The sequence below is a fragment of the Streptomyces sp. NPDC059003 genome, from assembly GCF_042740445.1.
Taxonomy (GTDB): Bacteria; Actinomycetota; Actinomycetes; order Streptomycetales; family Streptomycetaceae; genus Streptomyces.
Map to the genome: position 1 here is coordinate 35,244 of NZ_JBHYJH010000020.1, position 14,311 is coordinate 49,554.

General features: G+C 66.4%; 18 protein-coding genes. 11 read left to right on the forward strand and 7 right to left on the reverse strand.

Annotated features, from left to right (window positions below; translation table 11 throughout):
* Window positions 1–8: 8 nt before the first annotated feature.
* From ACFWZ5_RS11040 to ACFWZ5_RS11060, 5 genes are all read left to right on the forward strand, one after another.
* A complete protein-coding gene (locus tag ACFWZ5_RS11040; RefSeq protein WP_384794280.1) occupies window positions 9–836 on the forward strand; it encodes a cyclase family protein in 828 nt (275 codons plus the stop codon).
* Window positions 836–1,561, forward strand: a complete 726-nt coding sequence (locus tag ACFWZ5_RS11045) for a methyltransferase (RefSeq protein WP_384794277.1) — start codon at window positions 836–838, stop codon at window positions 1,559–1,561. Before ACFWZ5_RS11040 ends, ACFWZ5_RS11045 begins: the two co-directional genes overlap by 1 nt.
* 67 nt (window positions 1,562–1,628) lie before the next feature.
* Window positions 1,629–2,084 (forward strand): PPOX class F420-dependent oxidoreductase, encoded by a 456-nt coding sequence (locus tag ACFWZ5_RS11050; RefSeq protein ID WP_384794274.1) that lies wholly within the window; start codon window positions 1,629–1,631, stop codon window positions 2,082–2,084.
* A 124-nt stretch (window positions 2,085–2,208) separates the two neighbouring features.
* Window positions 2,209–2,787: an NADPH-dependent FMN reductase gene (locus tag ACFWZ5_RS11055; protein ID WP_384794271.1), complete on the forward strand. Its 579-nt coding sequence runs from the start codon at window positions 2,209–2,211 to the stop codon at window positions 2,785–2,787.
* Between the two features lie 121 nt (window positions 2,788–2,908).
* Window positions 2,909–3,913 carry a response regulator transcription factor gene (locus ACFWZ5_RS11060; protein WP_384794268.1) on the forward strand — a complete coding sequence of 335 codons (1,005 nt, stop codon included), beginning with the start codon at window positions 2,909–2,911 and terminating at the stop codon, window positions 3,911–3,913.
* A 35-nt stretch (window positions 3,914–3,948) separates the two neighbouring features.
* On the opposite strand, the gene ACFWZ5_RS11065 is transcribed toward ACFWZ5_RS11060, so the two are convergent.
* Entirely contained in the window at window positions 3,949–4,752 is an 804-nt protein-coding gene (locus ACFWZ5_RS11065; RefSeq protein WP_384794265.1) for a helix-turn-helix domain-containing protein, read from the reverse strand.
* A gap of 387 nt (window positions 4,753–5,139) precedes the next feature.
* On the opposite strand from ACFWZ5_RS11065, the gene ACFWZ5_RS11070 reads away from it, so the two are divergent.
* From ACFWZ5_RS11070 to ACFWZ5_RS11085, 4 genes are all read left to right on the forward strand, one after another.
* Window positions 5,140–6,345 (forward strand): helix-turn-helix domain-containing protein, encoded by a 1,206-nt coding sequence (locus ACFWZ5_RS11070; RefSeq protein ID WP_384794262.1) that lies wholly within the window; start codon window positions 5,140–5,142, stop codon window positions 6,343–6,345.
* Window positions 6,346–6,458: 113 nt separating this feature from the next.
* Window positions 6,459–6,725, forward strand: a complete 267-nt coding sequence (locus tag ACFWZ5_RS11075; protein ID WP_384794259.1) for a hypothetical protein — start codon at window positions 6,459–6,461, stop codon at window positions 6,723–6,725.
* Entirely contained in the window at window positions 6,722–6,859 is a 138-nt protein-coding gene (locus ACFWZ5_RS11080; RefSeq protein ID WP_384794256.1) for a hypothetical protein, read from the forward strand. Before ACFWZ5_RS11075 ends, ACFWZ5_RS11080 begins: the two co-directional genes overlap by 4 nt.
* Before the next feature lie 246 nt (window positions 6,860–7,105).
* A complete protein-coding gene (locus ACFWZ5_RS11085) occupies window positions 7,106–7,315 on the forward strand; it encodes a DUF397 domain-containing protein (protein ID WP_172385176.1) in 210 nt (69 codons plus the stop codon).
* A 251-nt stretch (window positions 7,316–7,566) separates the two neighbouring features.
* Here ACFWZ5_RS11085 and ACFWZ5_RS11090 read toward each other — a convergent pair whose 3' ends face one another.
* Window positions 7,567–8,736, reverse strand: coding sequence for a DUF3987 domain-containing protein (locus ACFWZ5_RS11090; protein WP_384890641.1), 1,170 nt, complete (start codon window positions 8,734–8,736; stop codon window positions 7,567–7,569).
* Between the two features lie 161 nt (window positions 8,737–8,897).
* On the reverse strand, window positions 8,898–9,491 hold the full coding sequence (locus tag ACFWZ5_RS11095; protein ID WP_384794250.1) for a hypothetical protein: 594 nt from the start codon (window positions 9,489–9,491) through the stop codon (window positions 8,898–8,900).
* A gap of 738 nt (window positions 9,492–10,229) precedes the next feature.
* Here ACFWZ5_RS11095 and ACFWZ5_RS11100 point away from each other — a divergent pair.
* A complete protein-coding gene (locus ACFWZ5_RS11100; protein ID WP_384794247.1) occupies window positions 10,230–10,727 on the forward strand; it encodes a hypothetical protein in 498 nt (165 codons plus the stop codon).
* A 217-nt stretch (window positions 10,728–10,944) separates the two neighbouring features.
* Here the strand turns inward: ACFWZ5_RS11100 and ACFWZ5_RS11105 are convergent, their stop codons facing one another.
* The 4 genes from ACFWZ5_RS11105 to ACFWZ5_RS11120 all read right to left on the reverse strand — a co-directional run bounded on the left by ACFWZ5_RS11105 (window position 10,945) and on the right by ACFWZ5_RS11120 (window position 13,629).
* Window positions 10,945–11,850: a hypothetical protein gene (locus ACFWZ5_RS11105; protein ID WP_384794244.1), complete on the reverse strand. Its 906-nt coding sequence runs from the start codon at window positions 11,848–11,850 to the stop codon at window positions 10,945–10,947.
* Window positions 11,851–11,864: 14 nt separating this feature from the next.
* Window positions 11,865–12,467: a hypothetical protein gene (locus ACFWZ5_RS11110; protein ID WP_384794241.1), complete on the reverse strand. Its 603-nt coding sequence runs from the start codon at window positions 12,465–12,467 to the stop codon at window positions 11,865–11,867.
* A 310-nt stretch (window positions 12,468–12,777) separates the two neighbouring features.
* Complete coding sequence (locus ACFWZ5_RS11115; RefSeq protein WP_384794239.1) at window positions 12,778–13,332, reverse strand: hypothetical protein; 555 nt, start codon at window positions 13,330–13,332, stop codon at window positions 12,778–12,780.
* A 72-nt stretch (window positions 13,333–13,404) separates the two neighbouring features.
* Entirely contained in the window at window positions 13,405–13,629 is a 225-nt protein-coding gene (locus ACFWZ5_RS11120) for a helix-turn-helix domain-containing protein (RefSeq protein WP_384890650.1), read from the reverse strand.
* 74 nt (window positions 13,630–13,703) lie between these two features.
* Between ACFWZ5_RS11120 and ACFWZ5_RS11125 the strand changes: the two genes are divergently transcribed.
* The gene (locus tag ACFWZ5_RS11125) at window positions 13,704–14,309 is read left to right on the forward strand and encodes a hypothetical protein (RefSeq protein ID WP_384794236.1); all 606 of its coding nucleotides are present in this window, start codon (window positions 13,704–13,706) and stop codon (window positions 14,307–14,309) included.
* Window positions 14,310–14,311 lie beyond the last annotated feature (2 nt).

The following is a 14,311-nucleotide window of genomic DNA, read 5'->3' on the forward strand; positions in this document are numbered from 1 at the left end:
CGAGAGAGGTGCAACGCGTGTCCGTTCTCCAGCATCTGACCGCCGCCCTGAGCGAGGGCTCCGTGGAGGTCGTGGACCTCACCGCGCCGCTCTCCGAGGAGACCCCGGTCATCCAACTGCCCGCGGATCTCGGCCAGCCCTGGCCGTTCCGGCGGGAGACCATCAGCCACTACGACCAGGCGGGGCCGGAGGTGTACTGGAGCAACATCCGTCTCTCCGAGCACACCGGCACCCACTTCGACGCCCCCGTGCACTGGCTGCCCGGCCGTGACCTGGACGACGTGGCCGCGGTGCCGCCGGGCCGCCTCGTGGGTCCCGCGGCGGTCCTCGACGTCTCCGAACAGGCCGCCGCCGACCCGGACTTCCTGCTCACCCGCGCCGACGTGGAGGCGTGGGAGGCGCGGCACGGGCCGCTGCCCGACCACGGCTGGATGCTCCTTCGCACCGGCTGGGACGCGCGCGGCGGTGACCGCGAGCGGTTCCTCAACGGCGGCCACACCCCGGGCATCGCCGTCGACTGCGCCCGCTGGCTCGCCAAGGAGACCTCCCTGCTGGGCGTCGGCGTGGAGACGGTGGGCACCGACGCCGGGCAGGCCGCCGAGTTCGAGCAGCCCTTCCCGTGCCACTGGTACTTCCAGGGCGCGGGCAAGTACGGCCTGACCCAGCTGCGCAACCTGCACCGGCTGCCCCCGCGGGGCGCGGTGCTCATCGCCGGGCCGCTGCCCATCGTCCGCGGGTCCGGCAGCCCGGCGCGCGTCCTCGCCCTGGTCGAACGCGACCCACAGGCGGTGGACCGGGGCGCCGACGGCGGGCCCGGCGCGGGGCAGGAGCGGTGATGAGCGACGAGAGCGCGCTGGCCCGGGCCGGAGAGCTGCTGCGCAGGCACCAGGAGACGCGGGAGGTCCGCTCGTTCACGCTCCTCGACCGGGAGTGGGAGCTGCACCCCGACGTGTTCTCGCCCGACTGGACCCCGGTGACCGAGCTGTTCACCTCCTGGATCCCCTACCCGCGGGGCGGATCGTTCCTGGAGATGGGGTCGGGCGCCGGAGTCACCGCGGTCTGGGCCGCGCTGCGGGGCTGCCGCGAGGTGCTGGCCCTGGACATCAGCCGGGCGTCCGTGGCCAACACCCGCGCCAACGCGGCCCTGCACGGCGTGACGGACCGCCTGAACGCCCTGCGCAGCGACCTGTTCACCGTCCTGGCGCCGGGCAAGGCGTTCGACACCGTGTTCTGGAACTCGAACTTCGTGGAGACCCCCGAGCACGTCGGCAACGACACCGAACTGCACCACGCCTACTTCGACCCCGCGTACACGGCGCACCGGCGCTTTTTGGAGCAGGCGCCCTCGCACCTGACCCCGGACGGCCGGCTGCTGCTCGGCTTCAGCAGCCTGGGCAACTGGCCGCACCTGCGCAAGCTCGCGGAGGACCGGGGCCTGGAGATAGAGCTGCTGCGCAGCGAGGTCGCCCAACTGCCCCTCACCGTCGAGTTCCAGCTCCTGGAACTGCGCCCCGCGCAGGGCCGAGGATGGCGTGAAATAGCCAGTATGACCAAGGGGTGAGACGGCCGGGCGCGAACTAGAATCCCAGAAACTGCGCGGCGAAGCGCGGCCCTGGGGGAGGAACCGCATGTCGGACGCTAGCGAGCGCACCCTCGAATCGCTGCTCATCAAGGGACGCCGCGGGGTCCTGGCCACGCTCAAGCGCGACGGCCGGCCACAGCTGTCCAACGTCAGTTACACGTACGACCCACAGGCGCGCCTCCTGCGGATCTCGGTCACCGGCGATCGCGCCAAGACCCGCAATCTGCGCAGGGATCCCCGGGCGGTCTTCCACGTGACCACCTCGGACCTGGGTGCCTACGTGGTCGCCGAGGGCGACGCCGAGCTGACGCCGGTGACCGAGGCCCCGGACGACGCCACCGCCGACGAACTCGTCGACGTGTACCGGGCGATCGCCGGGGAGCACCCGGACTGGGACGAGTTCCGCGCGGCCATGGTCGCCGAGGGCCGCCTGGTCATCCGCATCCCGGTCAAGCGCACGTACGGGTGGTACGGCTGGGACCCGGCCCCGTCCGACGGCTGACTCGCCGCCTCAACGGACCGGACCGGCTGTCCGCCTCGACCGACCGGCCCAACTGCCCGCTCTCATCCGTCCGCTCTCATCCGTCCGCCCTCATCCGTCCGCTTCGAGAGGAACACGGTTCTTCATGATGCGTCTGATCGTCCTCACCGCCAGCATCCGGCCCGGCCGGGTCGGCCCGGCGGTCGCCGAGTGGTTCACCGAGCGGGCCCGCGAACACGGGGGGTTCGAGGTGGATCCGGTGGACCTCGCGGATCTGGGCCTGCCCTTCCACGACGAGCCGGAGCACCCCATGACGGGGCGCTACGTGCACGACCACAGCAAGGCGTGGAGCGCGCGGGTGGCGGCGGCGGACGCGTTCGTGTTCGTGATGCCCGAGTACAACTACAGCTTCAGCGCCCCGCTGAAGAACGCCATCGACTTCCTGTACCACGAGTGGGCCTACAAGCCGGTCGGCTTCGTCAGCTACGGCAACACCTCCGGGGGCATCCGGGCCGTGCAGATGATCAAGCAGGTGGTGACCACGCTCAGCATGATGCCGCTGACCTCGTCGGTCATCATCCAGCACATCGGATCGCAGCTCGACGCGTCCGGGCAGCTGCTGCCGAGCGAGGACCGGGACTCCGACGCCAAGGAACTCCTCGACGAACTCCAGCTGACAGGACCGGCGTTCGCGTCCGTACGCGCGGCCGGCCCGACCCTATGACCTACCCGCCTTCTTTCCGGACTTCGTTTCAGAGACCCGCGGCCCGGGCCGAAGTCGCCTGAGCCGTGGACGACCGCACCTCCATGACCGGGGTGCGGTCCGACGGATCAGGAGTGAGCACGTGGCAACAACGGGGGGATCACACAGAAGCTCGGCCACGGGCTTCGAGCTCTACCAGTGGCTGAGAGACAACGGCCCGAGCAGGCCCGACGCGGCCACGGGCGACCTCGGCCTCGACGGCGTGCAGGCGGCCGCGGCCTGGGCCGAACTGCGCGCGCTGCACCTGGTGCGCCCCGGGCCCGCCCCGGGGGTGGTCGAGCAGGTCGACCCGGACATCGCCCTGCTCGACCTGGTCCGACGGCAGCAGGGGATCCTGTACGCGCAGGCCGAGGAGTTGGCCGACCTGGCCGGCGCCACGCGGGTGCTGGTGGAGCGCTACCGGCCGGCCGCCGCGCTGGGCAGCGGCCGCCTGGAGGTCGAGGTCATCACCTCGCCCGCACGCTGCGACAAGACGCTGCGCGACTTCTACGAACTGCCGCTCAGCACATGCCGGATGCTGTACTACGGACCGGTCGGGTCCGGATCGCAGCAGAGCCTGGACGCGATGGTGGGGCACATCAGCCGCATGCTGAGCCGCCAGGTCACGGTGGCCTGCGTGTACCCCCAGTGCTTCGACTCCGGGCGCAGACAGCGCCGCCACCTCACCGAGCTGCGCCGGATGGGGGTGGAGGTGCGGCTCGTGCCGCAGGTTCCGTTCAGCCTGATCCTCGGGGACCAGGACACCGCTCTGCTGCCGCCCGCCCACTGCGCCCCGTCCGGTCCGCTCGTCGTCATCCGGGGCGGCACGCTGGTGCGTACGTTCGACGCCCTGCACACCGACTACTGGGTGCGCTCGGTGCCGCACCGGCCCGCCGACGACAGCGGCGGGGACGGGGCCGAGCTCAACGAGCAGCTCAGTTCCACGCTGAGGCTGCTCGGCAACGGCCTGACGGACGAGCGGATAGCCCGGACGCTCGGCGTGTCCGTGCGCACGGTGAGCCGGCTGGTCTCCGAGATCATGCAGCGCCTCGGCGCGGAGAGCCGCTTTCAGGCCGGGGTGCTTGCCCAGTCACAGGGCCTGCTGTAGGGCGGCGCGCAGCCGCGCTCGGGCCGCCGCTGCCGTCACCGGTTGCCCAGGCTCCGCAGCACGTCCTGGTGCGCGTAACGGACCTCCCGGCCGTGGCGGCTGCGCTTCCATCCGTGCGTGCTGGCCAGCCAGTAGACCGTCCCCGTCGAAATGCGCCACGTACGCGCTATCTGCGCGGTGGTCAGGCCGGGGGAGGGCGGCGTGGCCGTGCCCGCCTTCTGCCCGGCCGTGCCGCGCTCCTCGCCGCCCTCGCCGCACAGCTCGAGCCAGCGCTGCGGCGGCCACGAGTGGGTGCCGTCGCGGTCGCAGTCCACGGAGGCGGCCGCCGCCGTCTGCCGGTGGCCCAGGACGGCGGTCAGGCCGCCGCCGCAGCCGTCCACCACGCAGGGGCCGACGGAGATGCGCCGTGCCGCGGACGACGGCGCCGCACGCCGGGCCGCCTTCAGTAACGAGTCCAGTTCGGTGGCGGCGTCCTGGGCGGCGGGGTGCGCCGCGAGCCAGCGCGCGTGGCAGTCCAGGAACGCGGCAAGCGCCGGCACGGTGCGCCGGGGCCTGGCGAGCCGCCTGCCCTCCACGACCACCTCCGCCCACGTGGCCAGCGTGCCGAGGATCGCCCGGCGGGCGTCCACGGCCCGTCCGTTGAGCGGGATGCCCAGGCGGGGCCCGCCGCCCGAGGTCCGCGTCACGGCGGCGGTCTGCGGCGCGAGGGCCTCCTCCAGCTCCTGGTAGACCCGCGGCAGCAGGCGCAGGCTGCGTTCCAGCGACGCCTGGTGGCAGGCCGGGCACACGGCCGCGTCCGGTCCGGCGCAGCGGCATGCTGACATGATCGTGTCCGACATGTGACTCCCCCGTTGACTGCCCCGTCAGTCCGTGGCTGGAAGTCAAGCAAGCGCGTCCCGCCTGCCACAACGGATCCGGCGTGCCGGAACACGCCATTGCGGAACCACGCCAGATCGCCGGACGGGGGTGGGCAACGTGGGAACGGCCGGGGCCGCCACCCCTGGCGGGACTAGTACCAAGTAGAGCCCCTGACCAGGTGTTTCGCTGCCTGGTCGGGGGCTTGCCGCTTGGTTCCGGTGTGGCCGCTGTCCTGGGGTTTCTGCCTGTTCCTGGCCGCTGTTGGTCATGCGTTGGTCACGTTGCCAACGGGCCTGGAAGGCAGCCCAGTCGGACCGGTGTGGGCGTACCGTTGGGTCAGGCGCTTCACTCTCCCGACAGGCAGGGCCATGGCGACGACACTTGGAGACCGGCTGGTTGAGCTGCGACTGCGCCGCAGCCTGACGCAGGAACAGCTTGCTGAGACGGCGGATCTCAGCGTGGACACAGTCCGGAAGCTGGAGCAGAACCAGCGGATGACGGCCCGCATGAGCACGCTCAACAAGTTGGCCTGGGCCCTGGACGTGGAGACGTCCGTTCTCCTGGGAGCCCCAAGGGTGCTGGAGCCGAGCAACGGGGTGGAGCCGCCGAGCCTGCTCGCCCTGCGGCAGGCCGTGACGCCGCTCTCGGACTTTCCTGGAGTCGGCGACTCCGAGGACGTGCCAGTCCCCACGATCGCCCAGCTACGCGACAGTATCCGGAGCACTGAACGCATCCGCCGCCAAGGCGAACTGAGGAAGATCACCGCGATCCTGCCGACGCTGTTAGCCGATGCTCGTGCTGCCGTCCGTGAGTACACCGGAGAAGACCGGGCAGCGGCTTATGCGGTGCTCGCTGAGGCGTACCAGGTGGCTGCCACGACCCTTACCGCGTTCGGCAAGGAGGACGCTGCTTACACAGCCTTGGAACGTTCGATGGCTGCGGCCAAGCAGTCCGACGATCCGCGCTTGGAGGTCATCGGAGTCTCCACCCTCTCGTGGATCTTCTCCAAGCAGGGGCGCGTGGCAGACGCCGAAGGCGTCGCGGTTCGCATGGCGGAGCGCATCGAGCCCGGTTTCCGTTCGGCCCCGATCGACCTGTCGTTGTGGGGGATTCTTTTGCTTCGCGGCGCGAGTGCCGCAGTCAGGGCCGAACGGTCCGACACAGCGGAGGATCTGCTTTCGCTGGCCACAGCGGCGGCAGCGCGCGTCGGGGTGGATCGGCTCGACTACGCGACGCCTTTCGGCCCCACGAATGCGGGGGTGGCGGTGGTGAACGCGTACGTGGACATGGGGAAGCCGGACAAGGCTCTCAGCCACGCCAAGCGGATCACCAACGTGAGCAGCCTGCCCCCGACTTGGCTCGCTCGGCACCGCCTGGACGTCGCCCTGGCCTACGCGGAGATGAACCGTGACTTCGAAGCGACGAGGACGCTGCTCGCGGCTGAGCGCACGGCCCCTGAGTGGATGCGGTACCACTCCACCTCTCGACACCTGGTGGCGGAGCTGAGGGAACGAGAGCGGCGGCGCAGTTCCCCCATCGCTGAGTTGGCCGTCCGCTTGGAGATCGATACCTGACTAGGACACAGCGTCCTACCTGGGTTGAGTGCTCGCACGCCCTGTCCCTGGGCTGAGTTCGTGTCTGGTTGCACGGTATTCACCAGATCACGAGCGGTCCGGAGGCACTGAGCATGAAGAACGCAGGTGAACCGGGGACGGCCACGGAGACGGCCTGGCAACCGGGTACGGCGGTGTTCGACAAGGGCAGTCAGATGGTCGGCGTCGTCCATGAGCAGCGCGGCACCAGGCTGACCTTGAAACGACCATCCGGGCTGCGTTGGCACACCCGAGTCGTAGCGGTCCGCCCTGCCAACGACAGGGAGAAGATCCAACTCGCCGCCCTGGTGAAGCACAACCGCAGCGTGCAGGGGCTCACGGCCATCAGGGGTGGGAGATGAGCCGGTTACGGCGGCGCAGGGTCAGCCAGGACGGGGCCTTCTGGGGCGGCATTCTTCTGCTCGTCACCTGGGGCACCGCCATGTCCCTGGTCCTCCTCGCAGTCACGGGCAAGCTGCCCGCCTCAGGGGTCTGAGGGATCAACGCAGACAGGAGCAGACGCACGATGACGTCTCAAGACGAGGAGGAGAAGACAGCGGCGGGCGACCCGAAGTGCGGATGGTGTGGTTTCCACGGCTGTCCGTACTGCGGCGGAATGCAGCCCTCGTAGACGCCCGCTCCCCGCTGGGCAGGAAAGGCTCCCTCCATTGGGGAGCGGGTCAGCAAGTGCTCGACGGCGCGGGGACCGATTCCCCGTTCAGCACGTCGAAAGGATGGCACCGTGACCGAGGTCCTGGAGTTCGAGTTCCGCACGTCCAGTGCGTGCAAGTACGACAACGACAACCCGCGCTGCGTCGAGGTCGCGACCAACGTCCCCGGCAAAGTAGCTGTCCGCAGCACCACAACCGGCCGGACGGTCGAGTTCACGGTGGTCGAGTGGACCGACTTCCTGAGCGGTGCCAAGCTGGGCGAGTTCGACGTGGCCGCGTAGGGAGTCGTCATGCAGCAGTGCCCCCAGTGCGGTGGCAGCGTGGAGAGAGACCCGGAGCACTCCGGGGTGGCGCGCTGCATGTCGTGCTGGGACGTGTGGGCACTGCCCGCTGAGCCTCCCTGTCCGGGCTTCCGGCCACGGCTCAACTCCGCACTGCGGATGCTGAATGAGTCCCGGCATCTGCGCCGCTGACCAGCGAACGAACGCCCCGCCGAAGAAGGCAGGGGCGTTCGTTTGTTTGATTCGACTTTTCAGAGCAGTGCCAGGAACGGGTTAGTGGTGCGGCGTTGTTCCGGCGCCCGTACAGGCTGCGGCTTAGGGGTCCGTGCCGGGGTAGGGGGGATGACGTCTATCGAGACGATCTCGGTATGGCCCATCTCTTCTCGAACAGCGGTCCTGGACTCTGTGACGGGCCGGTCCTGATCTGAGCAGTTGTCGGCGAGCGAGAAGACGACGGCTGGTCGCCCGACACCGTTCCGCTCCTGTGTGACGACGATGCCGGGCAGCGCTTTGACCTCAGCGGCGGTTGCTCCGACGTAGGGCAGGAGTTGTGAGGAGCGGGCGGAGCCTCCGAACAGTTCGAGGCGGGCGCGTACCTTCTCCGCGAGGCTGAGCGGCTGACGCTTGCCGGTTTTGCTGCCGCTGTCTGTGGCGATGGCTTCCACGGTGCTCATGGCATGGGTGACCAGGCAGGCCGCCGCGTGCAGATCGTCCGGGGTGATCTCGCTACGCAAGTCGAAGAGCGCGAAGAGGGCGGCGATGCGGCGTACCTGTTCGTTGCAGCGGGCCGCGAACGGCCGCAGGTCTTCCGATTCACGGGCTTTGCCTAACAGGTCGTGGCGGATGGTGTCGGCCACGTCGTAGGCGTCCGCAGCGAGCGTGACCGTGCCGACGCGCTGCCCGTAGCGCAGGGCCCTGGCGAAGTGCTCACCGGCTTCCGGGATCAGGTGGGCGGGCATGCGCTCCCGCTCGCTGAGCCAGCGGACCTGGGAGACGGGCAGGGTCAGCAGTCGGTTGTACGAGCCGCCGTCCCGGTCGGTGCCGGTGAGGTTGGCCCGGAACTCCTCGGGCGTGATGTGCCCCATGATCGCCACGCGTGGACGGTCCACCTGGATGGGATCTTTGGCTCTGGACGTGGCGACGGGGGCGCCGTCCCAGAGATCCCGGAGTACCTGGGAGAGGTTGGCCTGTCGCCGTCCGGCCCGCAGGACGCGGGCGTACTCAGTATCGACGATCAAGGCATGTTCGCCGCAGTCGGCCACGGCCTGGATGACGCCTGCTCCGCCCACCACCCCGTGGATGACGTTGCCGGACATGAAGGTGCGGTTCGCGTCCCGGGCGATGGCCTCAGCGATGCCCCAGGACTGGCCCTTGCCCTCACCCGTGCCGCCGCACAGCAGCACGTGCAGCATCAGCGGCATGGAGCCGGACCCGCGCTGGACACGAGTGTCGGGGAGCATGGCGGAGAAGGCGCACAGCAGCCCTCCCAGCAGCCCGACGGGTGACCACTCGACGTGCGAAGCCAGAGAGGACACGACGGCCCGCATGCGACCTGTGGCCACGGCGGAGAAGTCAGGGGTGCTCATGCTGCCTGCCCTTCGGGGGAGTTGATTTGATGAGGCTGCGGTCTGCCGCGCATGGCGTCTGCGTAGGCTCTGGCCATGTGCGGGAAGTTGGCCCACATGAAGCCCCGGAACTCCACGTGCGAGGCCGTCAGCCGGGCGTCCTTGCCCTCTGCGGCACACCACTTCTCGTAGTCGGCCCGCTCCTTGTCCGGCAGCGCTGCCAGTCGCTCACGGTGCCCGGACCACTGAGCCCGTGCGGCCTGAGTGCCAGGCTTCAGCGGCTTGCCCTTGAAGGCCTTACGGCTGTCGGTGATCCGTGAGACGTAGTCGGCCAGATCCATATCAGGAGTCGGCTCCTCGGGTTCAGCAGCCGTGGACGCATCCATGTCCTGAGCTTCCGTCTCAGGCCCTGTCTCGTCGTCCGGCAGTCCGGTGCCCAGCGCGTCGACCAGGTACCGGGAGAAGCGCACGGAGTGCTCAAGGCACAGGTCCCATGAGCGGTCACCCAGATTCAGGGCTTCGGTCGCCTCTGTCTGTGTTCCGTCCTTCGACAGACATCCGTCGCAGACGACCTTTTCCACGTAGCTGATGACCTGAACTGTCGTGCGCACAGTCCCCCCAGGGCTGATGAGGCGTAGCGAGTCACTGACGGCCGGAGATGTGCTCTCGACGGCTGCTGCTCCCGCTTCCGTGAGCGGGATTTCGAAACTCCACTCATCCCAGCATCAGGTGATAACGAAATGATTAATGCGCGGTCTCGGAATAGTTAATCTATCTCGTCATGCATTCGGGGGTAATGCTTGGGTTGATGAGCGATAAGGACCGCAGGGGCGCTGTCCTTCGACCGTGTACGGGTTTCATTATTTCCGAAGCCCTGTACGCCTCGCTGAGCCACTACCGCGGATCGAGCCTGGAAAGGGTCGAGAAGGCTCGCCATGGAGCCTCAGAAGGGCCCTCAGGGCCTTTGATGCAGGCCTGCGGCCTCAGATTCGACCTGTGAGCCGGCTCGGGCATAGTGATGAATCATCATTGATGTGCACCGCGTCACACACTGTCCCGGTTTCAGTGATAGGACACGTACATTATTGATGGCGGCCGGGGTTATATCCCCCGGCCGACGACATCGAATCAACCCCGCCCGCAGGGTGGGGACAGCAGTTCTGATCCGACCCCACCCCTGAAGGTGGGGGATGTTGGTTGAGTGGATCTCATCTGACTCATGTGAAGCAAGCGACTTGCTGCGCTCTGAGAGACTGCCGAGGCGGCAACACCTCTCGTCAGGAATGTTTCTCGCAGCCTGACTTTGGATACAAACCCAGGGCACCAATCAGGGGGATGCGATGTCACTGATGTGGCTCTGGCTGCTGCTCTTGCTGCCGTTTCTGTTCCTTCTCTGCTCCTTTTGCGCCCTTGTTCTAGTTGTGGGTAGCGGCGGGGAGACCGTTCTGGGACTCACCTTACTAATAAGCGGTCTGGCGCTATTGGCAGACATTGTCTGGCTAATCATCTATGGCTTTCGCGCTAACGCGCAGGCCGCAGGGGCGATCGCGGTAACTGCGATACTTGCTGCCACTTTCGCATGGGCATACAAGACCATTAGAGCGGGGCTGCTTCAGCGAGCTCAGGTGCTCATCACTGAACACTTAAGTGCACAACCGTTGGAGCGCAGCGCCATCCGAGAAAGGGTCTACGGAGATGGCATGCTGTTCCGGCTCCATAAGGCGATCTACGTTGACGCTCTAGCGGCACTCCTGTCGAGCGGGACAGTGAAGATCGTGAATGGGAAGTACTCGATGGCCGAAGCCACGTCGACCGGAGAGCCAGACGGGTCAAGGCGTCCTGATTGATCGCATGAGTGCAGGGAACTGCCTGGCGGCTCCTCCCTCAGGAGGGTGACGCCGTTGTCCACAGCCCAGGGGCTATCCACCAAGATCCACAGCAGTGCTGTTCCAGGTCGATGGTCGGGGCCTGGAGGTGGGTTTCATGGCTCGACGGGCGCGTTGGCAGCACTGGGCAGTCAGGGCCCCGCCATCAGACAGGGCCCCGAGCAAGTCTCACAAGGCGTCAGGCAGCCCACTCCACGGCAGCCTTGAGGATTCCCTTGGTCGGCTTGGACTCATCAAAGGTATTGTCCGCCTTCTTGGTGTCCAGCTCTGGATACCTGACGATCTTCCCGCCGTACAGGTGGAGGTTGTCCATGTAGTCGGCCCGGTACTTCTCGCTCTGTCCTTCACGGAAGCCGGTGAACTGACTCGCGTACGTGGCGAACTCGTTGTGCCCTGCCACGATATCGACGCCCTTCGGCATGGCCGTGGTGGACAGGACCGTGAACCCGGCGAGCTGTGCGAAGGCGCCGTTCATGGTGACACCTCCCGCGCCGTACTCGGACGCATTGGCCACGGCCGGATACTCAACCAGATACCTCTTCACTCGGGGCGAGACGACGACGTAGCGGCCCGCTGGGATGTCGTTGTCGTCCAGGGCCAGCATCATGTCCAGGATGGCGCTGAAGAGGGCCCTGGGCGCGCTCTCGGGCGTTGCCTTGATGTTCGGCATTGCCGTTGCGCCCTTGGCGATGACGTTGGCCATGAACGTGTCCGCTTCGCGGGCCAGGGCGCGGATCATCTGCCGATTGATCGGAGAGTCAAGGCTACCGGCGAGCTGTGCTCTCTCGGCGTCTTCGATCAAGACCTGCAAGTACTTGGCTTCAGTGATCGGAAGCTTCTGATCCACGGTCTCCGGCCGCTGAGAAGTCATCCCCTCAGCGATCGTGTAGTTCCCAACCGTGGGGCGCATCAGCGAGTTGATGTGAACAACATCCCCTTGCTTCCGGACGGTTCCCTCGTACTTGTTGTTGGAGACCCACCTAGAGGCCCACACAAGCAGAGGGTCGAACTGTTCCAGTAGCTTGGAGTCCCATATCGCAGGGTTGAATGTTCCAGTGAAGGAGTTCTGATAGGCGTAGGTCATAGGCGTGCTCCAGTTCAGCGGCTACGAGTGTCGAGGGAAATCCCTGCGGGGTAGGGGCGACGGTATCCATTGAGGCCTGACGTCGGTGCGGGAGACGGGGCAACTTCATTGCCGAGCTGAGGGAACTTCGGCCGCTTCTGCCCCGATAGCGAATCAATGAAACTCTTAATGTGATCACTACTTGGATAACCATCATCGCCCAGGAATGAATCCATCTTGAGGTACTTCGATTTCGGTATATCCGAAAGACTCAGGCCTTCGTTGAGGGCGTGAGCGCATAGTTCCGCGCGGACCATCCTGTGAATCACTTCGCGGTTCACCTCCGCTCGGGCATTCTTCAGAGTTTCTTCGGCCGTAGTCTCCTTGGCGGTCTGGAACTGTTCCGCCTCCCTCTGCCACTTGTCCCGGTCGGCCAGCAGTTCGTCATAGGTCAGCGGAATTTCTGGCTCCATCGGAGAGGCAGCCGCAGCATCCTCCGCCGAAGAAGCATTCCCCAGGGCCGCCGCCGAGGGTCCCATACCAGCCTCGGCGGGAGCAGAACTATCTATCATGTCGCTCAAAGCGACACCTCCTAAGCTACTCATCAAAATAGGATCAATCTTGATCAAAACAATCAATCAACTAACTTAATCACTCCCCTTAAGGGGGAGATGTTGATTTCCTGTAGATAACTACTTGCTTGCCGTCCCGCCGGGGGGCGGGTATCTCACAACAGGACAACGTAAGAGAAGACAGGCCCCCTACCCCCAAACAAATCCCTTAGAGGTAGAGGGCCTTCTCTCTGTGGTGTCTGCTGTGTCTCACAGGCAGGTATCCGCAGAGACCCATTCAGTAGCAATGAGCTACAGGGACTTGGTACAGGCCCGGACTTTCGTCCGCGTCAGAGGGCTGCCGTCCCAGCAGCCTTGACTCCAAGGGAAAGCTCCCTCACCCCCATGAAAGATCGGACGAGGCTTCACGCCTCCCTGCTTCGTGCCAGGGGAGGGCGGAGCCGATGACGGGAAGTTTCCGTCCCGGACTTGCTGTCTGCCCCAAGTAGTCACCGGTCTTGGCGGCTCGGCTGTCCTGGAACCAGAGTTCAACGGTCCTGCGGTCTTCCGGGGTTGAGTACTTGACGGTGCTGCCTATGTGGGCTCGGTCATCGCTGCGCCACTCGTCCCAGAGGTACCGCTCGCTGGCTGCCGCGAGATCTACGGTGCTGCGGCTACGCCACCAAGGGCGTTCCATGGCATCTCGGCGAACGGCCTCCTCCTCAACCGTCAGGTTCTCGGCCTTGTCGGCCGGTGGGATGTTCCAAGACTCATAGACGCCCCGCTGGCGGCGAATGGCGCGGTTCTGGTTCTGCCGCTTCAAGCCGCATTGAGGGTGCTCGGGATTGGTCGCAGGGTTGCGCCCTGGCTTCCCCTGAGGGCGGTGGTAGGTCCACTCCTCCTTGCACCATGCGCAGATCAGTTCAACAGCCTTCATCGCTACAGCAGCCAAGCCATTCCTCCTCAGTAAACAAAAAAGCCCCCGTTCACCTCGGGGGCCCTGAGAAAGCATCGAACAAATCAATTAACTCTGGCGATCAAGCCACTTCTCCAGATCGGCCGGGCGGCATCGCAGTGCCTGGCCCACCTTCCGGAACGGGATCTCCTCCCGCTGCCAGTTGCTGTACACCCAAGACCGGGGCTTCCGGAGGTAGGCCGCCACCTCGTCCACGGTCATCAATCTGCCGCTCACGCATCCCTCCCGTCCCGTCCGGTGGGCGGCTTCTCCGCCCGGCTCCGTCCGGTGCATCTCCAGGAGTACGCCGATCAACCAGTTGCGTCAACCATGTTTGCCGAACAGGTTGGTCATGCTAACTTCGTTCCATGAGTGAGCAGCACCAAGAGCAAGGCGGCCCCGTCGTCGCGCAGGAGATCGGTCCGTGGGTGGTTGAGATGCAGTGGCCGGAGGGGGTGACTCAAGGTGGGCCCGCTGTGCTGGTGGTGCGCCCCAGGGACAGGGAGAGCCCGCCCCTGGGCGGCATCAGCTCCACCGTCCTGCGCGAGATCGACTTCAAGGAAGCGGCCGAGAGGCTGCGCGCCAAGGTGGCGACTTCTGAGATGCGGACCCAGGTCCGCGAGGAGTACGAGGCGGGGCGTACTGAACGTCTCAGGAAGGCTCTGGCCCAGGGAGTGACGGATGAGTACCTGGCCATGCTGGCCAGTGCTTACGTCAACTACCTGAGCAGCGGCGGGAAGGGCCCACTGGCTCACCTTGCCGAACGCGTCGGCAAGAGCGAGTCCACGGTCAAGGGGCACCTCTGGCAGGCGCGGAAGAGAGGGCTGCTCATTGGGGCGCCGGGACGTGCTGGCGGCCTGCTCACTCTGAAGGCAACCACGATTCTGCTCGGCATCGTTCCGGTCGCCGAACGGATGGCCATCGTCGACGTAGCCGCAGAAGTCGCACAGGAGACGTCAACAGAAGAGGAGTAGCT